We start from the raw sequence: 21,936 nt of genomic DNA, 5'->3' as shown, positions 1-21,936 counted from the left end.
GCTTAGTGTATCTGTTAATCACATCAGTTTGGAATTTTGTTTATTTAATACAAAACAAAGCTGCAGTCTATATTTTTCCTCTAGAGCTTTTTTGTATAGGCGCGTTTTTGGTTATATACAGATTAAAGGCAGGCAAAAGAATATTTGTAATGTTATTGTTTATTATTGCTTTCTGCCTAAAAGGCTTTGTTGCGGTTCGTTATAATGCAATTCCACAATCGGATTTTAAATTGATTTATAATGCAGCAATAAAATTTGCTCAGGGTGATTTTTCTTTCTCGAATACAAAATATTTCAGCTTGTGGTCATATCAAACGGGGATTGTCTTATATTATGGGTTTCTTCTTAAACTTGGGTGCAATATTATAGGTCTTAAAATTTGCAACTGTTTGTTTATAGCGGGTGTTAATGTCCTGATATATATGATTTCAGACAAGCTAGTTGGAGATAAGTGCGCGAGATTCATTTCAATAATTTACCTTTTTTATCCTGCTACATTTTTCTTATGTTCTGTGTTAACAAACCAGCATGTTTCAAATTTCTTTATATTACTGGGAATTTACCTGTATGTTTTCAAAAAAGCCAACACAATAGGGAATACTGTATTGGCAGCTGTAATGATTGCTGTTGGAAATGCCTTGCGTCCTCAGGGAATTGTAGTAGTTGCTGCATTTGTTATTTGTTCGATGATAGAATTATTGCACAAAAATACCGATAAAAAAATTAAGATAAAGACAGCTGTAGGGATTTTAGGTTTTGTGACTGTTTATATGCTTTTGGGAAAAGGTATGTCCGTGGCAACGCAAATTTCAGGAGTGAATCCGAACGGTCTTAGCAACAATTTTCCACTATATAAAATAGTGGTGGGATTAAACTCTGATACTACGGGCTGTTATTCTAACGAGGATGCCGTAAAACTGATTTCAATTAAAGATAGTACAGCCAGAAATCAAGTAGCATTAAGAATTATAAAAGAAAGGCTGCCAAATCATGAAAAGATAAAGGATTTAATGATTAAAAAGCATGAAAAGATGTGGGTAAATATGGATAATTCAATTGATTGGGGTTTTAAATACCTAAATGAAAGCGGTATAACATTTCTAGGAAAGCATATTGTATATGAGAACTTTAAAATAAGAATCTTAAAACTGGAAAAGGTTTTTTATTGTTTCATATTTTTTATGGCGGTAATAGGGGTTTTGATAGGAATCAAAAAAAGTGAGTCCACAAAAGGGTTTATTCCTATTTTATTAATTGTTCTTGCCAATTTCGGAGTATATTCCATTTTAGAAATTCAATCCAGGTACCGTGATTTTCAAATGATTTTCATATTCATACTGGCGGCACCAGGAGTTCGGTATCTGACTTTTCTTATAAAGAATAGTTTAGAATTATGGCACAATAGAATATACTTGACAACAGTGGATAAAACTATAAAATAAGTATAGCAAAAAATATATATTTTGGAAGGAATACTGAATATGAACAAAAATCCTATTGTTACATTTGAATTGGAAAACGGGAATACTATGAAGGCCGAACTGTATCCTGAAATTGCTCCCAATACCGTTAATAACTTTATTTCTCTTATAAATAAAGGTTTTTATAATGGAGTTATATTTCACAGGGTTATACCAGGCTTTATGATACAGGGAGGAGACCCGGAGGGAACAGGAATGGGCGGCCCTGATTACAGCATTAAGGGAGAATTCTCATCAAACGGATTCAAAAATGATTTAAAGCATGACAAGGGAGTTCTTTCCATGGCAAGAACAATGGTACCTGATTCTGCCGGATCACAGTTCTTTATAATGGTTGAAAAATCACCTCACCTTGACGGTCAATATGCTGCATTTGGTAAGATAATAGAGGGAATTGAAGAAGCTGACAGAATAGTAAGCGCAAAGACGGACTACAATGACAAGCCTAAAGAACCACAGGTAATGAAGATGGTTACTGTTGAAACTTTCGGTGTAGAGTACCCGGAGCCTGAAAAAGTATAAACTGTTAAATAAAAGAAAGCACCTTGTATCATGTATTTGACTGACACAAAGTGCTTTTTGCTTATATATTAAGAATTACTGATTCTGTTTATAATTGTTCTTGCTGCCAGAACTCCGCTGGCACTGGCTTGTGAGAGACCTCTTGTTATACCGGCACCGTCGCCAACGGCAAACATATTCGGGAGCTTGGTTTCAAGTTCATTAGTCAGCTGAAGTCTTGAACTGTAGAATTTAACCTCTACACCATAAAGGAGTGTATCATAATTTGCTGTACCCGGAGCAATTTTGTCAAGAGCATAAATCATCTCAATGATATTGTCCAGATGTCTCTTGGTTAATACAAGGCTCAAATCTCCCGGGGTTGCATTTAACGTCGGGTGAGTGAAGCTCTGACCGAGTCTGTGAGGGTTTGTTCTTGCACCCTTGATTAAATCCCCAAACCTTTGTACCAGTACTCCTCCTCCAAGCATATTTGAAAGAGAGGCAATTCTCTTACCGTATTGGTAAGGCTCATTAAACGGTGATGTAAACCTGTTGCTAACCAGAAGTGCAAAGTTTGTATTCTCACTTCTCAGCTTTGGATCAGTATAGCTGTGTCCGTTAACAGTTACGATTCCGTCAACATTCTCTGAAACAACATGTCCGTAAGGATTCATGCAGAAGGTACGCACAAGGTCACCGTATTGCTTTGTCCTGTAAACAAGCTTAGATTCGTATACAACATCGGTAATGTGTTCAAATACCTTTGCAGGCAGTTCAACTCTTACTCCGATATCAACCTGATTATTAATAAGGTCAAGCTTTAACCTTTTACATTGTTGTGAAAACCACTCAGCGCCAGATCTTCCGGGTGCTGCAATAAGATACTTACAATTAATGGTTTGTCCATCATGTAACTCTACAGCATAACCGCCGTCCTTGCAGGGTTCGATGTTCAGAACCTGTGTATTGCACATAAGTTCAAGACGTTCCAGAAGGTAATTGTACAATCTTTTAAGTATTTCAAGGTTGTTTTCAGTACCAAGGTGCTTTACTGATGCCTGTAAAAGATGAAGGTCATTTTCCAATGCTCTCTTTTCAATAGCCTTCGCTTCATCAGTATATGTGGAGAACATTTCCTTCGTAGCTCCAAATTCAACATTAACATTGTCAACATAATTTATAAGATTCATAACTTCGTCATCAGGCAGATAATCATTCAGCCACCCGCCGAAAGCAGTTGTAAAGTTGAATTTACCGTCGGAATATGCTCCTGCACCACCGAAACCACGCATTATATCGCATGTTTTACAGCGTATACAGTCCTTTGTCCTATTAGCAACAATCGGGCAGGTTCTTTTAGTAATATCATGTCCCTGTTCAATCATTACTACCTTGAGTTGGGGATTTTGTTTTGTCAGTTCATAGCCGGCAAAGATACCGGATATACCAGAACCGATTATTACAACGTCGTACATTGAATTGTTCATGTAAACCCTCCATATACAAAATGTCAAATTTTTTATTTTACATAAAAAATGTCTGGTAGCTGGTAGATTGTCTACCCAAATTATACATTATATATTACATAAAAAGAATAGTAAATGGAAAATTATAATTATGTAACTTTAGTTTAAATGTTTGAATTACAATATTAAAAGTGATATACTTTACACAAATTAAAAAGACAGTTCGTGACCATCCTGTCTAAAAACAAAACTATGGCGACGCTGCCTGCTTAAATGCAGGGCAGTATTTTGTTTTGTATAAAGGCTTTTTAGGAACCTTGTCACGGCAATGGAGGTTAAAATGAATAGAAATATCAGAAGATTAACGGTGGCAGCAATGATAGCAGCCGTATATTTAGTTCTTACAATGCTTTTTTATGTCACAAGTTTTCAGCCCCTTCAAAGCAGGCTTGCTGAAGCGCTTACGGTGCTTCCGTATTTTACGCCAGTAGCTATACCCGGACTGTTTGTAGGCTGTATTCTGGCAAATATACTGGGAGGAAACGGAATATGGGACGTGGTTATAGGGAGTCTTTCGTCTTTGCTTGCAGCTTACCTTACTTATAAATTTACCTATAACAAGCCCAAACGTAAATTGTTGGCACCACTTCCCGCGGTACTGGTAAATGCTGTTGCAGTCGGAATTATGCTTAGTATCCTTTACGACATGCCTTTGTTTGCTGCTATGCTATCCGTAGGATTGGGACAGATACTGGCTTGCTATGTCCTAGGATTTCCATTAATGCTACTTATTGAGAGAACAAAAAAATTAAACGAACTTTTTAAAGGTATTTCTTAAAAATGTTCACATTTGTCTTGATTTTTTCTTTTGTCTAATATAAAATAATTTTGTCGAAATACTATTAGCTTTGTTTAATTAAAAAATTTAAATACAGATATTTTCCAAACAATTGATTTTTTATTTTATTAAATATAAAATTAAATTAAGGAAAAGTATCCCGTATATTTTCGGTAATATGGTCCGACAGTTTCTACGAAGCCGCCGTAAATGGCTTTGCTACGGGTGTTCATCTTAGACATCGCACTTTGTCATAAGATTTTGAACTCCCAATCTCTGATTGGGAGTTTTTTAGATTTATGACGTAAGTCCGTAATGTTTAAATACTTATGGTATCTTATTCTGCCAAGTGCGGGACTTGGTATCATTTTGTGAAGGTATGGATATTACTGCGATTAATGACATTTATATTACCGGAGGATAAGATGGAACTCTTAAAGCAGAGGATATTAAAAGACGGAAGAGTAATTGGAAACGACATATTAAAGGTGGATTCATTTCTGAATCATCAAATGGACGTAGCTCTTTTCAATGAGATGGGCAAGGAATTTTACAATCAGTTTGCCCATAAAAATATCACTAAAATTCTTACTATAGAAGCATCGGGTATTGGGATTGCATGTATTGCAGCACAATATTTCAATGTTCCTGTAATTTTCGCAAAGAAAACAGAATCCAGAAATCTGGACAGTGATGCTTATCTTAGTGAGGTTTTTTCCTTTACCAAGGGAAAAACTTATACAATTCGGGTTTCAAAAAACTATATAAATTCAGAAGATACCATTTTAATAATCGATGACTTTCTGGCTAACGGAAAGGCTGCTTTGGGACTTGCCCATATAGTAGAACAATCGGGAGCAAAGCTTGGGGGCATAGGAATAGCTATCGAAAAAGGCTTTCAGGATGGCGGGAAACTGTTAAGAGAAAAGGGCTTTGATGTTAAGTCTCTTGCAATTATCAGTAGTATGGAAAATGGAAAGCTGAGTTTTGCAGATTAGTTATTTGATGTTTCTTAAATATTGAAACATTTAAAATATATAATTTTTATTTAAAAAATAGGGGGATAACAAAATGAAAAGATTAACGGCGTTAATGCTAACAATTGTATTTGTTTGTATGGCAGTATTATCCGGTTGTGGATTAAGTGCAACAGACAACAGTGAAAATTCATCATCTACCTCCACGGCATCAGGCACAACAGCATCAGGTTCATCTTCAACAGATGCAAACGGATTGAAAGTAGGATTCATTTATATTGGATCAGTTGGAGATGTAGGATACACCTATGCACATGATCAGGGTCGTAAATATCTTGAAACTACTCTTAAAGACAAGAATATCACAACATTGGCAGTTGAAAATGTTCCGGAAACAGCTGAAGTTGAAAAATCAATTAATAATCTTATAGACCAAGGCTGCAAGGCTATATTCGCTACAAGCTTCGGTTATATGGATTTTGTTGAAAAGGCAGCAAAGGATCATCCTGATGTAAAGTTCTTCCACTGCTCAGGAAACAAATCAAATGGAACTAATTTCGTAAACTATTTCGGTCAGATTGAAGAAGGAAGATATCTGTCAGGTATAGTTGCAGGATTAAAGACAAAAACAAACAAGATCGGATATGTTGCAGCAATGCAGATACCCGAGGTTATCAGAGGAATAGACTTCTTTACACTTGGAGTTCGTTCCGTAAACCCGGATGCAGTAGTAAATGTAAAATGGACAAATACCTGGTATGATCCTCAGGTGGAAAAGGATGCGGCAACAGCACTTCTTAACGAAGGAAATGACGTTATAGCTCAGCATCAGGATTCAACAGCTGCACAAATTGCAGCACAGGAAAAGAATGCATTTGCAATCGGTTACAATTCAGACAGCAGCAAGGCAGCTCCAAAGGCATACTTGACAGCTCCTGTATGGAACTGGGGAGTATACTATGTTGATCAGGTTCAGAAGATTTTAGACGGAACATGGAAAGCAGAGAACTATCTTGGTGGAATGAAAGACGGAGTTGTTGATATCGGACCAATGACAGACTTGGTTGATGCAGATATAAAGGCTAAAGTTGAAGAAGCAAAGAAAAAGATTCTTGATGGTTCATTAAACGTTCTTGCAGGTCCTATCAAGGATCAGACAGGTGCCGTAAAGATTCCTGAAGGAAAAGTTATGACAGTTGAAGAACAGCAGTCCTGCAAATGGTTTGTTGAAGGTGTAAACGGAAAAATAAACAAATAATCAGAGGCTTTTGATACATTGAAGTAATGACAATTTAGCAGTAGTTGATAGAACCGATTCAGTCGGTAATCGGCTACTGCTAAAATTTTAACAGGTAAATAATTATTATGAAAAGGTGATGCTGTGAAAAACGAAGTGTATATAAAAATTGACAACTTAACAAAAACCTTTGGCCCTGTTGTCGCCAACAATAATGTGTGCCTTGAGGTAAAGAAGGGTGAAATCCATGCATTGCTGGGGGAAAACGGTTCCGGTAAGAGTACATTAATGAACATGCTTTCGGGTATATACACTCCGGATAGCGGAAGTATATACATCAAGGGAAAACAGGTTACATTCAAGACTCCTAAAGACTCCATGGCAATGGGTATAGGCATGATTCACCAGCACTTTAAGCTTGTGGAGGTATTATCAGCTAAAGATAATATTATAGCCGGACAGAAGGAAAGTTTCTTTATAGGAAACAAACAGCTTTCTCAGAAAATTAAAAATATCTCTGAAAAGTATGGACTGGCAGTTGACATTAATAAGAAGGTTTATAATATGTCTGTAGGAGAAAAGCAGACTGTTGAGATATTAAAAGTAATTTACAGGGGTGCGGAAATACTAATTCTTGATGAACCTACAGCAGTTTTGACTCCACAGGAAACAGAAGGCCTTTTTAATATATTAAAAAAAATGAAGCAGTCAGGCTGTTCAGTTATAATAATTACTCATAAGCTTAATGAAGTAATGGAAATTTCAGATAGAATTACTGTTTTGAGAAAAGGTGAAACAGTAGGTACTGTAAACAAGGAAGATACAAGTGCCGCCGAGCTTACAAACTTGATGGTAGGTAAAGCTGTTGATCTTTCAATTAATAGGGTTGAAAACAATAATAATAAGACTATATTGGATATAAAGAATCTTACAGTAGTAGATGAAGAAAATGTTAAGGCTCTCGATGCCATTAGCTTCTCCCTTTCAACAGGAGAGATACTAGGAGTTGCAGGTGTTGCTGGAAGTGGACAAAAAGAGCTGTGCGAAGCTATAGCAGGTTTGTATCCTATCGCTTCTGGCTCTATAGAATACAAAGGTGAAAATATCGTAGGAAAAAATCCTCGTGACATAATCAAAATGGGAATAAGCATGAGCTTTATCCCGGAAGACAGACTTGGTATGGGACTGGTAGCCTCCATGGGGATGGTTGATAACCTGATTCTTAAAGAATACCAAAATCAAAAGGGCGTTTTTATAGAAAAGAAGACTGCAAGAAATCTGGCAGAAAAACTAATAAATAAGCTCGAAATCAGTACCCCGGGGATTAACCATCCTGTACGGCAGCTTTCAGGGGGTAACATACAAAAGGTACTTCTTGGTCGTGAAATAGAGTCAAACCCCGATTTGCTCATAACTGCATATCCGGTTAGAGGATTGGATATCAACGCATCTTACACAATCTATGACCTTCTAAACGAGCAGAAGGAAAAGGGTGTCGGTATACTCTATATCGGTGAAGACCTTGATGTTCTCATAGAACTTTGCGATAAAATAATGGTTGTCTGTAATGGCAGAATTACAGGAATTGCCGAAGCATCTAAGATAACCAAGGAACAGCTTGGTCTCATGATGGCAGGAGAACATATGGAAAAGGTAATGGGGGTGGGAATGTAATGTTCAGAATTATTAAAAGAACAGACCTTACAAAAAAACAATCGGTTATATTCAGAATCATTGCAATATTTGGAGCACTTGTTGCCACCAGTATATTTATTATGCTGATAGGGTTTAACCCCATAGATGTCTACGTATCAATGCTTGACGGTTCATTCGGCTCCACGTACAGATTCAAGGAAGCAATAATACAGGCTATCCCGCTGATTATTACCTCCCTTGGTATATCAGTAGCTTTCAGAATGAAGTTCTGGAATATCGGAGCGGAAGGACAAATAATAATGGGTGCTTTCGCTGCCAGTTATTTTGCTTTATACCATTCAAACATCCCCACGGGCTTGCTGCTTTTACTAATGTTTGTTTCTGCGGCAATCACAGGAGGTATATGGGCGCTGATTCCGGCATACTTTAAGGCAAAGTTCGGCACAAATGAAACACTGTTTACCCTTATGATGAATTATATTGCACAAAAATTTCTTATGTATCTGCAATATGGTCCATGGAAGGACCCTAATGCACTTGGAGCAGGTAAAATTGCATTGTTTTCCGACAATGCCTCACTTCCCAAGGTTTTTGGTATTCATATAGGATGGATTGCAGCCATTGTATTAGTAATTTTAATGCATATCTTTATTAATAAAACAAAAAGAGGCTACGAAATACAGGTAATCGGTGAAAGTGAAAATACCGCAAGATATGCTGGAATGAATGTAAAAAAGATAATTCTTTCTTCTATTTTGCTAAGTGGTGCTTTGTGCGGTATGGTTGGTATGTTTCAGGTATCGGGAGTAAACCATACCCTGAGTTATCAGGTGGCAAACGGGGTCGGATTTACAGCAATTATAACAACCTGGCTTGCGGGCCTGAGCGCTCCTGTTATTGTTGTTGCATGTTTTCTCTTCGCTGTTCTGCAGCAGGGAGGAACTTATATTCAAACAGCTTTTAACATTCATTCGTCCGTTGCACAGATACTTCAGGGAATGATTCTTTTCTTTGTTCTGGGAAGTGAGTTTTTCATTCAATACAAACTTGTACGCAACAGAAGTACTGAACATAAAATCGGAAAGGAGGCGGCATAAATGAGTTTAGTAAGTATGATTACATTTATTTTAGCCGGTGCCGTTACAGCAGGAACTCCTTTACTATTTGCAACATTAGGAGAAATAATAACAGAAAAGGTTGGGCAGTTAAACCTTGGTGTTGAAGGAATGATGCTTATCGGTGCCGTTATAGGCTTTGGCGCTGCCTTATCTACAGGCAATCCGGTAATTGGTATGATTGCAGGAATGATTGCAGGAGCAGGAGGTGCATTGATTTTTGCATTTTTGACAATTACATTAAGAGCAAACCAAATTGTTTCAGGTCTTTCACTTACAATTTTTGGTACGGGCTTTTCAAGCTTTTTAGGACAAAAGATGATTGGACAGGCTTTGTCGGATTCCATAAGAAACAGTTTCAAACCAATGAAAATTCCTTTGCTTGGAGACATTCCGGTTATTGGAAGTGCTTTTTTCCATCAGAACATTCTTGTTTATGCAGGATATGTAGCAGCGGTATTAATGGGGCTATATATGTATAAAACCAGAATCGGCCTGAATATGAGAACTGTTGGAGAAAACCCGGGTGCCGCCGACACGGCAGGAATAAACGTTACTATGTACAAATACCTTCATATACTTTTGGGAGGTGCTTTGAGCGGTATAGCCGGTGCATATATGTCAATGGTTACTGTACCGTCATGGCAGGAGGGGGTAACGGGAGGAAGAGGTTGGATAGCTGTGGCACTTGTTATTTTTGTAACCTGGAATCCCTATAAAGCCATGTTGGGGTCATATTTCTTCGGCGGATTGAGTATTTTGGGTTTGTATCTCCAAAGCCATGTACCGATCCCTCAAAGTATTTTCGACATGCTTCCGTATCTGGTAACAATAATAGTTCTTATTATGATTTCCATAAAAAAATCAAAGGAGAACCAACCGCCAAAAGCACTTGGGGAACCATACTTCAGAGAAGAACGATAGAATAAATGTAGAAGCCGTAAAGTCAAGGTATCTTTGGTTTTACGGCTTTAAATTTAAAATTGTTTGCTTCATTGCTTACATAATATAAATTCTGTGCTAAAATATGTTTGATGTTAATATTTTATTGTAACAGGAGGTTGTTCCGGCATGAATAAGATTTTGAGGCTGGGTAGTTTATTTTTTTCAATGGTGCTGTTGGTTTTTGGAATCATACGCATTATGTCAGGCCGGGAAAATTCAGGTGTATTTTATTTAATAGCTGCGGTAGGATTCTATATTATATATTTTTCATATAAAAGGTCTCAAGGGAAAGACTGATTATTTTGCAATATGTTTGAAAATACCTTGTTAACGGCAATATTTTAATATAAAATCTTTAGGTATGAAATAATGAAAAATAATAAATAAATTCGTAAGGATGTGTTTTAGATGGAACAGATAGAACAAAAGAAAAGGATTTTCAGTGGTGTTCAGCCATCAGGAAACCTTACCATAGGAAATTATCTGGGTGCTATAAAGAATTGGATTCCTTTGCAGGAAGAGTATGAGTGCTTGTACTGTGTAGTAGATCTTCATACACTTACAGTTCGTCAAAAACCTGCTGAATTAAGACAGAGAAGTTTAAATCTTCTGGCACTTTATATGGCCTGTGGTCTTGACCCCAAAAAAAGCATACTGTTTTTACAGTCACATGTCAGTGCACATGCAGAATTAGCATGGATTCTCAATTGTTTCACATATATGGGTGAATTGAACAGAATGACCCAATTCAAGGACAAGTCACAAAGACACGGTGACAACATAAATGCAGGCTTGTTCACATATCCTGTACTTATGGCAGCAGATATCCTGCTTTATCAGGCGGATCTCGTTCCAATCGGACAGGATCAGAAACAACATCTAGAGATTACCAGAGATGTAGCCGACAGATTTAATAACATATATGGAGATACTTTTACAATTCCAGAAGCCTTTATACCTAAAATTGGTGCAAAAATAATGAGCCTTCAGGAACCTGAAAAGAAAATGTCCAAGTCAGATGAAAATGAAAATGCATTTGTTCTGATTCTTGACTCACAGGATGCCGTAATGCGTAAATTTAAAAGGGCTGTTACCGATTCAGAGCGTGAAATACGTTATGACGAGCAAAACAAGCCGGGTGTCAGCAATTTAATCAGTATCTACTCAAGTGTTACCGGAAAGAGTATCAGTGACATTGAAAAGGAATTTGAAGGAAGGTCTTACGGTGATTTAAAAGAAACGGCAGGACAGTCAGTAGTTGACATGTTGGTTCCAATTCAGCAGAGATTCAACGAATTTTCAGCTGATAAGGAACAACTGAACTTAATTCTAAAGGAAAATGCAGAAAAAGCTGCTTACATGGCAAGAAAAAACCCTTTCAAAGGTTCAAAGGAAAATTGGTCTTTTGCCTAGAGGTTAAAATAGTATAAGGGATTCATTTCTTGCGGTGTATTGAAATGATTCCCTGTTTTTTTAAGTAATACAATTCTACCGCATTTAGTTTAATGGAGGCTTACATGAGTTTAACAGAACTGATTTTGTTGGCAATAGGTTTATCAATGGATGCTTCAGCCGTATCAATATCAAATTCATTATGTATCAAAAAAATAAAAGTAAAACATATTCTGCAGATGGCAATAATGTTTGCAGTATTTCAGGGGATAATGCCTTTAATAGGTTATTATGCAGCAAATTCCTTTGAAACCGTCATAGAAAGATTCGACCATTGGATAGCTTTCATTTTGCTTGTCATTATCGGTGGAAAAATGCTTCACGAATCTATAACCGCTGATGAAGAACAGGATTGCTCGTTATTTGCATTAACCTTCAAGCTGCTTATAATACAGGCAATTGCAACCAGCATAGATGCATTGGCGGTGGGAGTGAGCTTGTCTGCTCTCAATGTTAATATTTTATATTCAATAACAATTATCAGTATTATAACTTTTATATGCTGTACTGCTGCAATATTGCTGGCCAAAAGGTTTGGTAATTTGCTCGGAAAACGTGCAGGAATCGTCGGCGGATTAATTTTACTGGGAATAGGCGTCAAGATATTTGTACAGCATATGTTCTTCGGGGGCTAGATATATTTACCAAACGTATGTTTGTTTTTCCTTTGATATGTGGTATAATATTTTTTATTATTGTATAAAGAGGGATAAATGTTGCCGGTAATCAAGTAGTTTTTACTTTTGAACCGGCTGGTAAGTATAGAAAGGTTTAAATTTTATGAATAAATTTGAAGTTATTTCGCCGTACAAGCCCATGGGAGACCAACCAGAAGCTATAGCAAAAATCAGTAAAGGTATACAAGAAGGCCAAAAACATCAGACACTTTTGGGGGTAACAGGCTCAGGAAAGACATATACCATGGCTAAAGTTATAGAGCAGGTACAAAAGCCTACTCTGGTAATTGCACACAACAAGACACTTGCAGCTCAGCTTTGCAGTGAATTTAAGGAGTTTTTCCCCAATAATGTTGTTGAGTATTTTGTAAGTTATTACGATTACTATCAACCGGAAGCATATATACCGTCAACTGATACGTATATAGAAAAAGATTCTTCTGTAAACGAAGAAATCGATAAATTGAGACACTCCGCCACAGCCGCACTTTTTGAGAGAAGGGACGTAATAATTGTTGCCAGTGTTTCATGTATTTATGGTTTGGGTGACCCGGAGGACTACACAGACCTTATGCTGTCCCTTAGGGTAGGTATGCAGAAGGACCGGGACGAAGTAATCAGAAAGCTGGTAGACATACAGTATGAAAGAAATGAGATAGATTTCAGAAGAGGAAGGTTCAGGGCAAGAGGAGATGTTCTGGAGATATTCCCTGCAAACAGCTCCGAAAAGGTCTTAAGGGTTGAATTTTTCGGTGATGAGATAGAGCGAATCACCGAAGTCGATTATCTTACGGGTGAGATAGTTGGAACAAGGGAGCATATAGCTGTTTTCCCGGCTTCTCACTATGCTACAACCAGGCCTAAAATGGACCGTGCCATGGTAACTATAGAAAAAGAGCTGGAAGAAAGACTGGAACAGTTCAAAATGGAAGGCAAGCTGCTGGAGGCTCAAAGACTGGAGCAAAGAACCAGATACGATCTGGAAATGATGTCTGAAATCGGCTTTTGCCAGGGAATAGAGAATTATTCCCGTCATATAAGCGGCCGTGAAGCCGGAAGTTCACCATATACACTGATGGATTATTTTCCCGACGATTATCTGCTTGTTATAGATGAATCTCATGTTACGGTCTCACAGGTAGGTGCCATGTACAACGGTGACCGTTCAAGAAAGGAATCTCTTGTAGAGTATGGTTTCCGACTGCCGTCAGCATTTGACAACAGACCTCTTAAATTCCATGAATTTGAGGAACGGGTGAATCAAGCGGTATATGTAAGTGCAACCCCGGCTGCTTATGAAAGAGAGCATTCTACTCAGATAGTTGAACAGATTATTAGACCAACAGGTTTGATTGATCCTGAGATTATAGTAAGACCTGTAAAAGGTCAGATAGATGACTTAATCGGCGAAATTAATATGAGAGCTGAAAAGAAACAAAGAGTCCTTGTAACAACCCTTACTAAAAAGATGTCAGAAGATTTGACGGACTATATGAAGGAACTGGACATAAAGGTTAAGTACCTTCATTCCGATGTTGTCACTTTTGAGAGAATGGAGATAATAAGAGATTTACGTTTAGGAGTTTTTGATGTACTCATTGGGATAAATCTGTTAAGAGAAGGTCTTGATATACCTGAAGTCTCACTGGTAGCCATACTGGATGCGGATAAAGAAGGTTTTCTACGTTCTGAAACATCACTTATACAGACTATAGGTAGAGCTGCCAGAAATTCTGAAGGTAAGGTTATAATGTATGCTGATAACATTACGGGCTCAATGCATAGAGCTATAAGTGAGACCAACAGAAGACGGCAGATTCAGATGGACTACAATAAGAAGCATGGAATTGTTCCGACTACTATTCAGAAATCCGTAAGAGATGTTCTGGAAGCCACAAAGGTTGCCGAAGAAGAGGACAAGTATTATACAGGAAAGAAAGCAACTCAAATGTCTGAACAGGAACTTGAAAAACTTATAGCTAAACTGCAGAAGGAAATGAAGCAGGCAGCAGCTGATTTACAATTTGAGCGTGCAGCAGAATTAAGGGATAAGATAGAATCACTCAGGGGGAAGTAATGAAACTACTAAGGCAGTTTTTAATCGTACTAATTATTTGTTTTGTTGGGGAAGTATTGAACAAAGTAGTGCACGTTCCGCTCCCGGGCAGTATCATAGGAATGATATTGCTTTTTATTTGCCTGATAACCGGGGTCATTAAATTGGACAAAATAGATGAGATAAGCAGGTTTTTAATAGATCATCTTGCCTTCTTTTTTATTCCGGCAGGGGTGGGTCTACTTGGTTACGTGGGAATTTTAAAGAAAAGTATCCTTCCTATATTGGTTATATGTTTCGTTACAACTTTTGTTGTTATGATTGTAACCGGTTGGACTATACAGATGATTAAAGGGAGGAAGGGTAAATGAAAGAAATCATAAGATCACCTTTGTTTGCACTGCTTATATCAATATTGGCTTATGAGACAGGTATTTTTATAAACAAAAGAACAAGGATAGCATTTTTCAATCCTTTAATGATTGCAATAGCATTGGTTATTGGAACTTTGCTGGCATTACACATTCCATTGGAGGATTATAAGAAGGGAGGAGATTTTATCTCTCTTTTTCTTACACCCGCAACAGTAATACTGGCTGTTCCATTATATAAGAACATAAACTCCTTAAAAAAAGATTACGTTGCCATTCTGGGTGGTGTAATCATTGGATCAGTTACCGCAATTTTAAGTGTATGGGCTATGGCGAAGGCTTTTGGACTTTCAAAGGAACTGATTGCATCCCTGATACCAAAATCTATAACAACTCCGCTGGGAATTGAATTATCAACCCAAATGAAGGGAATACCCTCTGTTACAGTAGCCGCTATTATAATAACAGGTATTTTTGGTGCCGTGTTTGCGGAATGGTTACTGAAAGTATGCAAAATAACGGATAAGACAGCAAAGGGTATAGCTATAGGAACTTCATCTCATGCATTGGGAACAACAAAGGCTGTTGATATAGGCGAAACGGAAGGAGCTATGAGCGGCTTGGCTATTGGGCTTGCCGGACTTGTAACGGTTATAGTTGCAACTGTTTTGTTTAAATTTGGATTCTTTTAATACAAGACAAGTTTCATACATGTTTGAATTATTTTCGTACTATATTATAGAAAATGTACTATAAGGAAGTGAAAATATGAAGAACATTTATGTTGTATTATCTTCAACTCCTACCAGAATGGGAAAATTAATAAGGGTTTTTACAAGAAGTTTTTATAATCATTCCTCTATCAGCCTTACGGAAAATCTGAACGAGATGTATTCGTTTGCACGCTATAGGGCTTCTAATCCTCTGGTTGGAGGATTTGTAAAAGAATTTCCGGAAAGGTTTACTCTGGGAAAGGAATCGGATGTTTGTATAAAGGTATTTAGGATACCTGTAACCGAAGAACAGTATGAATCAATAAAATTATTTATATATAAAATAAAAAATGACAGGGAAGAGAATATTTACAATTCTTTGGCTGCAATAGGAGTTTTACTTGGGTGTAAATTTGATACCTACAAGGCATATACATGCTCTGATTTTGTAGTAAGAACTCTTGTTGAAGGTAACATTCTATGGGATACATGTATTTCTAAAAATGTTATTCCCGACGAAATTCATATGCTTCTTGAAAAATATGCTACCTATAGCGGTTGCTTAAACGCCTACAAGCCTATTGCAGGTGTTAATTTTGATGCTGAAGATTTTTTTTGAAAAATCAGGCACTATAAATGAAGTGGCATATACCTTAAATCATTTCTACAGGCTTATAAAGCGTAATATCGTGTACAGCTTTTATATAGCTTCAAAGCTTTCGCAGATAAATAAAATTTTTACAGTTTAGATTTATATTCAACTTTCTAATCCTCATTGAATTTGATTACATTTATGATATACTAATACTCAAATGAAATTTTTAGGAGGTTGCTTAAATAATGGAATGCCTTTCAAAACTTAACTTTTGGTTGGATAATGAATATTTCGATCAAGATACAAAAAAAGAACTTTTAAACATAAAAAACGATATTAAGGAAGTTGAAGACAGATTCTATAAAAGTCTTGAATTCGGAACAGGAGGACTCAGGGGTATTATCGGAGCGGGAACCAATAGAATTAATATCTATACAGTCAGGGTTGCTTCACAGGGCTTGGCAAATTATATAAACCAGCTTGGAAATCAGGATAAAGGTATTGTAATTGCATATGATTCACGTTTTATGTCACCGGAGTTTTCATTGGAAGCTGCAAAGGTATTTTGCGCCAATGGTATCAAAGCCTATCTGTTTGACGAATTGAGACCTACACCCCAATTGTCATTTGCTGTAAGATACCTGAAAGCTGCTGCGGGAGTAGTTGTAACTGCAAGTCATAACCCAAAGCAGTATAACGGCTACAAGGTATACGGAGAAGACGGCGGACAGCTTTCCATTGACGGTTCAAATGCGGTTATATCTGAAATAAATAAGATTGAAGACATTACAAAAGTTAACATTATTTCAAAGGAAGAAGCTATAAGCAAAGGCCTCCTTCAAATTATAGGCAGTGAAATCGATGATGCGTATATTGAGATGCTAAAGAATTTGAGAATAAACAAGGATGCTGTTTCAAAGGTTGCGGATACCTTCAAAATTGTATACACTCCGCTTCATGGGGCAGGAAATAAGCCTGTAAGGAGAATACTTGCAGAAAGCGGCTTTAAGCACGTGCTTGTTGTCAAGGAGCAGGAACTTCCGGATTCAGAGTTCTCAACTGTAAAATCCCCGAACCCTGAAGAAAGATCAGCCTTTGAGCTTGCAATCAAGCTTGCGTCAGATAATGATGTAGATTTGATTATCGGAACTGACCCGGACAGCGACAGAGTAGGTGTAGTTGTTAGGAAAAATGATGGGGAATACGCAGTTCTGACTGGTAACCAGACAGGATGTTTGTTGCTGGAATATATACTTACTGCAATGAAAGAACATGGAAAGCTTCCTGCTAACGGTTTTGTTGTAAAAACAATAGTTACTACTGAACTTGCAAGGGTTATAGCTAACTATTATAATATTGAGTTGGTTGAGGTTCTAACAGGCTTCAAATTTATTGGAGAACAGATTAAGCTTAGAGACGAAACCGGAAACCAGAAGTATCTGTTTGGTTTTGAAGAAAGTTACGGTTATCTTGCCGGAACAGATGTAAGAGACAAGGATGCCGTAGTTGCATCAATGCTTGTTGCTGAGATGGCTGCTTATTACAAGGCAAAAGGTATCTCATTGTATGACGCACTTATAAATGTTTATGAAAAGTATGGTTATTTTGTTGAAGGCATCAATTCCTTTACACTTGAGGGCAAGGATGGAGTTATGAGAATAAAAGAAGCCTTGTCAACTATGAGAAATACCAGATATGAAGCATTCGGAGGTATTAAGGTTAAGGCCATAAGAGACTACCAGAAATCAGAAAGGTATGTTATTGCAAGTGGAGCTACCGAGAAAATCACTTTACCTGAGTCGGACGTTCTTTATTTTGAAATGGAGGACGGTTCATGGTTCTGCGTAAGGCCATCAGGAACAGAACCTAAAATAAAAATTTATTACGGAGTATCAGACAAGACACTTAATCTTTCACAGAATAAACTTGAAAGGTTTAAGACAGGAGTCCTCGATGTCATAAAACCACTTTTATAATTTTAGTTTAACAAAGCCCTTAAAATAGGTGTTATCACCTGCTTTAAGGGCCTTTTATTTATGGGAACTGGATTACTGCAATTTCCGGAACCGAAAGGAATCGTAAAGGAAACAGAACATTACCCAAGCCTCTGTTAATATAAACAATTATTCCGTTAATTTTATGGAGCCCTCTCCTGTATCCCATCCTGCAAAGCTGTTCTCTTCTCAGAATCCTGAACTCCAGATGAAAAGGCATCCAAATCTGCCCCCCGTGAAAATGACCGCATAGAAAGTAGTCAGCTTTGTTTTTTGATAATGTAAGTACCGTATCAGGGTTATGGGAAAATGCAATATTAATGCAGTTATCCGATGTAGAATCTATATTTTCAAATGCTTTAGCCAAATCAGGTTTTCCCCTTTTCAGGTCATCAATACCGATAATATTGTAAGTAGTATTATTTTTGTATATACTTGTGGCTGCGTTGTTCAGGACGACAGCCCCGGTTTGTTCCAGTTGGACAATAAAGCTTTTCACACCCTTCTTCTTGTTGAGAAGTGCTTTATGGTCATGATTTCCAAGTGTAAGGTATACGGGGAAAATATCAGCTATTGCTTTTATTAAATCCAGAGCTTTAGAAATATCATTCTCTGTTTCAATATAATCTCCTGATATTAGAACTATATCGGGATTAACTTCTTTTAATGCATTTATAATCTTCTTTTTGCTAATATGAATATGATTTACATGTAAATCGGATAAATGTGCGATTTTAAGGCCTTTTAAACTTTTACTGAAACTGATGTAATTCTTTTTTAGCAGGGTGGTTTCAAACAGCATATAAACCAGCAGAAGTACTGCAATGCTTGTTATTATAATGTAACTCATTAATTTCTCCTGTTTTTTTAATTCATTTTTCCAAAGTAAAGTTGTAATAAGTATATTCTAAAATATATTCTTTGTAAAATAAAACAAAATTTTGTTGATATTAATTGGGAAAAAAAGTATAATTGTTTTGGTAGATACTACATTTTGTCACATCAAGTAATAACTGGGGTTAATTAATAGTCAAATCATAAAATACAACGTAATTCGGTAGCAGTGTAATTAAACTTTAGATAATGTTTCTACAAATATTATACACAAAGGTTCCGGATTGTATTTTAATGTCCCGGAATAATACTAATCAAGACCGTGCTGAAGCTGTTATGCCAAGGGGTATGTCTGGTTTAGCGCATGGTTTTTGCTGAAGAGGAAACAATGAGAAAGATTAATATTTCAAACTGCCAGACAGGAATGACATTGGGGAAGGCAGTATATTATAATGGTTCATCAATGTTAATTGATGCGGGAACTGTATTAACACCATCGCACTTAGCACAAATTGCCTCTCTTGGTATTACTGAATTGTATATCCAGGATAATTTTTCAGAGGATATAGTTGTAAAAGATGTAATAAGAGACATTACTAGGTTAGAAGCCATTCACTTTATGAAACAAACTATGGAGAAGTATAGTTTTGAAGGTATGCCACCATCCGGAAACATCATTTCAATTGTAGATAAAATCCTAAATGATATCCTTGATTCCGAAGAAATAATTGTTAACCTGATGGATATAAAGACCTTTGACGGTTATACTTTTTCTCACAGTGTAAATGTCTGTATACTGTCTTTAATAATAGGTATAAAACTTAAGCTTGGACAGGCCGAACTTCAGGAACTGGGAGTAGGTGCACTTTTACACGATATAGGCAAAGTACTAATACCTACAGAAATACTGAATAAAAAGTCTTATCTTTCAAATGACGAATTTGAAGTAATAAAGCGACATTCAAAGCTGGGTTATGATATCCTAAAAAATATACCTGGTATTAGTGATAAGTCTGCGTTGGTTGCATTGAATCATCATGAGAGATGCGACGGAAAAGGCTATCCAATGGCTTTGAATAAGGAGGAAATACATCTTTATTCAAAGATAGTAGCTGTGACGGATATATTTGATGCCTTGACCTCGGACAGAATATACCGCAAGAAAATAGGAACTTTTAATGCTATAAATTATCTGGAATCTATAAATAATATGCTCCTTGATTCACAAATTTTAGGATGCTTTCTTAACGTTATTCCGCCATATCCAATTGGCACCGAGGTTACTATGAGCAGCGGGGAAAAGGGGATTGTTATCGGTTTGAACAAGTCACATATTCCAATTGTAAGACTCAATATAAATTCTGATGGAACTTCAAAATATCCCTATGAAGAAATCAATCTGGAAAGCTGCAATAATTACTTTATAGTATCATCCTGTTGATTAAGAAAGCAGAGAGACTTAAAATAAGTCATCTCTGCTTTAATATCGAAAATAGTTATTTTATTTTTTGCGGATTATAAACGTGTATTTGTCCCAGGCCGTGAGGATAAAGTTTTTGTTCCGCAGTCGTAGCATTAACGTCTGTAACGATTGAAGCAGGAATATGGTCTGACAGTCTTGGACCGCAGCTTGCGTCAAAACTGAACGTCTTTAACTGTGAGTGACAGCAATCTCCGTTCTGAGCATCACCATCTATAACATATTCTCCGTCGCAATTAAAAAGTATACCGCCTTGTTTTGTTGCAGCAGAATCCTTTTTCAAAGACATGCCGCAGGATATTACTATTTGGACATCCAATTCCTTTATCTTTTTCTCGGATAAATAGCCCAAAAGTCTCTTTCTACTATGGTCAAGACAGATTTCAACACCTATATTTAAGCCTCCGCAGTTAAAAGTAGAGTAGGTTAAAGTTTGTACAGGATTTTTAGTATCAGAGACAGGAGGGTAGTTAACCATTGTTTGCAGGTAATTTTCAACTATGCCTTTTGAAGCCGAAGGATTGTTTAATATAAAGTCTTCTTTGGACTTGAATTGCTTCTGTATGGAATTGGTATTCTGCCTGTAATAGATAAAACATCTGTTATAAACCATTTTATTGGCTAAACCGTCGCTCATACTTAATACATCGCACAGTAAATCTGAAAGTTCCTGGTCATAGCTGTTTTCTGCTGATTGCTTTTTATCAATGATTTTCAACAAGTGAGAGACTTTCGGAATACTCTTATTGTTAGTAGATTTTTTTAGTATGCTGTATACGTTTAAATAATCATCGCCAACTTTTGAAAGGGTTTTGTCTGTATCAGTTATACAGTCGGGGATATCGAAGGTAGTCAAAATGGAACCGAATAAGAAAAGCCAGTCACTAAAGTCATATTGTTTTTCAAGGGTCTTAATAATATTAATAAGGCCGTCGCTGATTTTTTTGTACATTTCATCGTTCGCTTTTTGTGAATTTATGTATGCACCCTTGATTCCTCTCCAAAAGAATTCAGGCAATGCAAATACTTTTAGAGTAGATGAGTCCTTGGTGATGTCACCTATACTGATTACCTGCTTTAATACATCTGATACGATCTGCAGACGGGCATTTATGTCATCGTTATCATTCTCTAGGCCAAGATAGATTCCCCAATCGCTTATTTCTTCAACGGATTCCTTTAACAGTGGGGTGGAACTTACCACATGGCCGATAAATTGCACGTTGGTATAGACACTTTCATTCATAGTATTGTCTCCTGTTGTAATTTATTTTTATTTGAAATGATATACCATATACCAAATTGTGTCAATTTTTAATTTAAATTACTTTTATACAATGTCATGGCATAAAAAAAGAGTTTCACAAATGTGAAACTCTTTTTTGGTGCGGATGAAGGGACTTGAACCCCCACGGTCGCCCACTGGAACCTAAATCCAGCGCGTCTGCCAATTCCGCCACATCCGCACGAGCAGTTTTTATTATAAATACATTTGATAGTTTTGTCAACAAAATATTAAATAAATATTTTTGTATGGTCATATTG

Annotated in this window: 19 protein-coding genes, 1 tRNA gene, 1 pseudogene and 1 riboswitch; of the genes and pseudogenes, 17 read left to right on the top strand and 4 right to left on the bottom strand. The window is 36.8% G+C overall.

Annotated elements, in window-relative coordinates; genetic code table 11:
• The first annotated feature begins 107 nt into the window (after nt 1-107).
• Together L323_RS37210 and L323_RS37205 are read left to right on the top strand one after the other, a co-directional pair.
• Nucleotides 108-1,442: a hypothetical protein gene (locus L323_RS37210; protein ID WP_242835325.1), complete on the top strand. Its 1,335-nt coding sequence runs from the start codon at nt 108-110 to the stop codon at nt 1,440-1,442.
• A 39-nt stretch (nt 1,443-1,481) separates the two neighbouring features.
• Nucleotides 1,482-2,003 (top strand): peptidylprolyl isomerase, encoded by a 522-nt coding sequence (locus L323_RS37205; RefSeq protein WP_020816762.1) that lies wholly within the window; start codon nt 1,482-1,484, stop codon nt 2,001-2,003.
• Between the two features lie 68 nt (nt 2,004-2,071).
• Here L323_RS37205 and L323_RS37200 read toward each other — a convergent pair whose 3' ends face one another.
• The gene (locus L323_RS37200) at nt 2,072-3,472 is read right to left on the bottom strand and encodes an NAD(P)/FAD-dependent oxidoreductase (RefSeq protein WP_020816761.1); all 1,401 of its coding nucleotides are present in this window, start codon (nt 3,470-3,472) and stop codon (nt 2,072-2,074) included.
• A 319-nt stretch (nt 3,473-3,791) separates the two neighbouring features.
• Here L323_RS37200 and L323_RS37195 point away from each other — a divergent pair, with 319 nt between their 5' ends.
• From L323_RS37195 to L323_RS37135, 14 genes and pseudogenes are all read left to right on the top strand, one after another.
• Complete coding sequence (locus L323_RS37195) at nt 3,792-4,289, top strand: QueT transporter family protein (RefSeq protein WP_020816760.1); 498 nt, start codon at nt 3,792-3,794, stop codon at nt 4,287-4,289.
• Nucleotides 4,290-4,429: 140 nt separating this feature from the next.
• Nucleotides 4,430-4,531: riboswitch (purine riboswitch) on the top strand.
• 183 nt (nt 4,532-4,714) lie between these two features.
• Nucleotides 4,715-5,287 (top strand): xanthine phosphoribosyltransferase, encoded by a 573-nt coding sequence (locus L323_RS37190; RefSeq protein WP_014312743.1) that lies wholly within the window; start codon nt 4,715-4,717, stop codon nt 5,285-5,287.
• 73 nt (nt 5,288-5,360) lie between these two features.
• Entirely contained in the window at nt 5,361-6,524 is a 1,164-nt protein-coding gene (locus L323_RS37185; protein WP_020816759.1) for a BMP family ABC transporter substrate-binding protein, read from the top strand.
• Between the two features lie 123 nt (nt 6,525-6,647).
• Nucleotides 6,648-8,177, top strand: a complete 1,530-nt coding sequence (locus L323_RS37180; RefSeq protein WP_020816758.1) for an ABC transporter ATP-binding protein — start codon at nt 6,648-6,650, stop codon at nt 8,175-8,177.
• Complete coding sequence (locus L323_RS37175) at nt 8,177-9,256, top strand: ABC transporter permease (RefSeq protein ID WP_020816757.1); 1,080 nt, start codon at nt 8,177-8,179, stop codon at nt 9,254-9,256. Before L323_RS37180 ends, L323_RS37175 begins: the two co-directional genes overlap by 1 nt.
• Nucleotides 9,257-10,198 carry an ABC transporter permease gene (locus L323_RS37170; protein ID WP_020816756.1) on the top strand — a complete coding sequence of 314 codons (942 nt, stop codon included), beginning with the start codon at nt 9,257-9,259 and terminating at the stop codon, nt 10,196-10,198.
• 147 nt (nt 10,199-10,345) lie between these two features.
• On the top strand, nt 10,346-10,516 hold the full coding sequence (locus L323_RS41450) for a hypothetical protein (protein WP_020816755.1): 171 nt from the start codon (nt 10,346-10,348) through the stop codon (nt 10,514-10,516).
• A 111-nt stretch (nt 10,517-10,627) separates the two neighbouring features.
• Nucleotides 10,628-11,639 (top strand): annotated as a pseudogene (trpS, locus tag L323_RS37165) (tryptophan--tRNA ligase).
• 97 nt (nt 11,640-11,736) lie between these two features.
• The gene (locus tag L323_RS37160; protein ID WP_020816754.1) at nt 11,737-12,306 is read left to right on the top strand and encodes a manganese efflux pump MntP; all 570 of its coding nucleotides are present in this window, start codon (nt 11,737-11,739) and stop codon (nt 12,304-12,306) included.
• Nucleotides 12,307-12,451: 145 nt separating this feature from the next.
• A complete protein-coding gene (gene uvrB / locus L323_RS37155; RefSeq protein ID WP_020816753.1) occupies nt 12,452-14,425 on the top strand; it encodes an excinuclease ABC subunit UvrB in 1,974 nt (657 codons plus the stop codon).
• Nucleotides 14,425-14,775, top strand: coding sequence for a CidA/LrgA family protein (locus L323_RS37150; protein WP_020816752.1), 351 nt, complete (start codon nt 14,425-14,427; stop codon nt 14,773-14,775). Before uvrB ends, L323_RS37150 begins: the two co-directional genes overlap by 1 nt.
• Nucleotides 14,772-15,467 carry an LrgB family protein gene (locus L323_RS37145; RefSeq protein ID WP_020816751.1) on the top strand — a complete coding sequence of 232 codons (696 nt, stop codon included), beginning with the start codon at nt 14,772-14,774 and terminating at the stop codon, nt 15,465-15,467. Before L323_RS37150 ends, L323_RS37145 begins: the two co-directional genes overlap by 4 nt.
• Nucleotides 15,468-15,543: 76 nt before the next feature.
• Nucleotides 15,544-16,107 carry a hypothetical protein gene (locus L323_RS37140; protein ID WP_242835324.1) on the top strand — a complete coding sequence of 188 codons (564 nt, stop codon included), beginning with the start codon at nt 15,544-15,546 and terminating at the stop codon, nt 16,105-16,107.
• Nucleotides 16,108-16,328: 221 nt separating this feature from the next.
• On the top strand, nt 16,329-18,059 hold the full coding sequence (locus tag L323_RS37135; protein WP_020816750.1) for a phospho-sugar mutase: 1,731 nt from the start codon (nt 16,329-16,331) through the stop codon (nt 18,057-18,059).
• Between the two features lie 58 nt (nt 18,060-18,117).
• Here the strand turns inward: L323_RS37135 and L323_RS37130 are convergent, their stop codons facing one another.
• The gene (locus tag L323_RS37130; RefSeq protein WP_020816749.1) at nt 18,118-18,927 is read right to left on the bottom strand and encodes a metallophosphoesterase; all 810 of its coding nucleotides are present in this window, start codon (nt 18,925-18,927) and stop codon (nt 18,118-18,120) included.
• A gap of 372 nt (nt 18,928-19,299) precedes the next feature.
• Here L323_RS37130 and L323_RS37125 point away from each other — a divergent pair, with 372 nt between their 5' ends.
• Nucleotides 19,300-20,352: an HD-GYP domain-containing protein gene (locus tag L323_RS37125; protein ID WP_031342433.1), complete on the top strand. Its 1,053-nt coding sequence runs from the start codon at nt 19,300-19,302 to the stop codon at nt 20,350-20,352.
• A 55-nt stretch (nt 20,353-20,407) separates the two neighbouring features.
• On the opposite strand, the gene L323_RS37120 is transcribed toward L323_RS37125, so the two are convergent.
• Together L323_RS37120 and L323_RS37115 are read right to left on the bottom strand one after the other, a co-directional pair.
• Entirely contained in the window at nt 20,408-21,637 is a 1,230-nt protein-coding gene (locus L323_RS37120; RefSeq protein WP_020816747.1) for a hypothetical protein, read from the bottom strand.
• Between the two features lie 137 nt (nt 21,638-21,774).
• Nucleotides 21,775-21,857 (bottom strand) — tRNA-Leu (locus tag L323_RS37115).
• Between the last annotated feature and the right edge of the window lie 79 nt (nt 21,858-21,936).

It is taken from the genome of Ruminiclostridium papyrosolvens C7, from assembly GCF_000421965.1.
Lineage (GTDB): Bacteria > Bacillota > Clostridia > Acetivibrionales > DSM-1351 > Ruminiclostridium > Ruminiclostridium papyrosolvens_A.
The sequence above is the reverse complement of the archived record's forward strand: the minus strand, read 5'-3'. Positions and strand labels throughout refer to the sequence as shown.

Bases quoted from the DNA above. Each gene is read 5' to 3' on its own strand.
- L323_RS37205 (WP_020816762.1), top strand. From the start codon at position 1,482: ATGAACAAAAATCCTATTGTTACATTTGAATTGGAAAACGGGAATACT.
- L323_RS37200 (WP_020816761.1), bottom strand. From the start codon at position 3,472: ATGAACAATTCAATGTACGACGTTGTAATAATCGGTTCTGGTATATCC.
- L323_RS37195 (WP_020816760.1), top strand. From the start codon at position 3,792: ATGAATAGAAATATCAGAAGATTAACGGTGGCAGCAATGATAGCAGCC.
- L323_RS37190 (WP_014312743.1), top strand. From the start codon at position 4,715: ATGGAACTCTTAAAGCAGAGGATATTAAAAGACGGAAGAGTAATTGGA.
- L323_RS37185 (WP_020816759.1), top strand. From the start codon at position 5,361: ATGAAAAGATTAACGGCGTTAATGCTAACAATTGTATTTGTTTGTATG.
- L323_RS37175 (WP_020816757.1), top strand. From the start codon at position 8,177: ATGTTCAGAATTATTAAAAGAACAGACCTTACAAAAAAACAATCGGTT.
- L323_RS37170 (WP_020816756.1), top strand. From the start codon at position 9,257: ATGAGTTTAGTAAGTATGATTACATTTATTTTAGCCGGTGCCGTTACA.
- L323_RS41450 (WP_020816755.1), top strand. From the start codon at position 10,346: ATGAATAAGATTTTGAGGCTGGGTAGTTTATTTTTTTCAATGGTGCTG.
- L323_RS37160 (WP_020816754.1), top strand. From the start codon at position 11,737: ATGAGTTTAACAGAACTGATTTTGTTGGCAATAGGTTTATCAATGGAT.
- uvrB (WP_020816753.1), top strand. From the start codon at position 12,452: ATGAATAAATTTGAAGTTATTTCGCCGTACAAGCCCATGGGAGACCAA.
- L323_RS37150 (WP_020816752.1), top strand. From the start codon at position 14,425: ATGAAACTACTAAGGCAGTTTTTAATCGTACTAATTATTTGTTTTGTT.
- L323_RS37145 (WP_020816751.1), top strand. From the start codon at position 14,772: ATGAAAGAAATCATAAGATCACCTTTGTTTGCACTGCTTATATCAATA.
- L323_RS37140 (WP_242835324.1), top strand. From the start codon at position 15,544: ATGAAGAACATTTATGTTGTATTATCTTCAACTCCTACCAGAATGGGA.
- L323_RS37135 (WP_020816750.1), top strand. From the start codon at position 16,329: ATGGAATGCCTTTCAAAACTTAACTTTTGGTTGGATAATGAATATTTC.
- L323_RS37130 (WP_020816749.1), bottom strand. From the start codon at position 18,927: ATGAGTTACATTATAATAACAAGCATTGCAGTACTTCTGCTGGTTTAT.
- L323_RS37125 (WP_031342433.1), top strand. From the start codon at position 19,300: ATGAGAAAGATTAATATTTCAAACTGCCAGACAGGAATGACATTGGGG.
- L323_RS37120 (WP_020816747.1), bottom strand. From the start codon at position 21,637: ATGAATGAAAGTGTCTATACCAACGTGCAATTTATCGGCCATGTGGTA.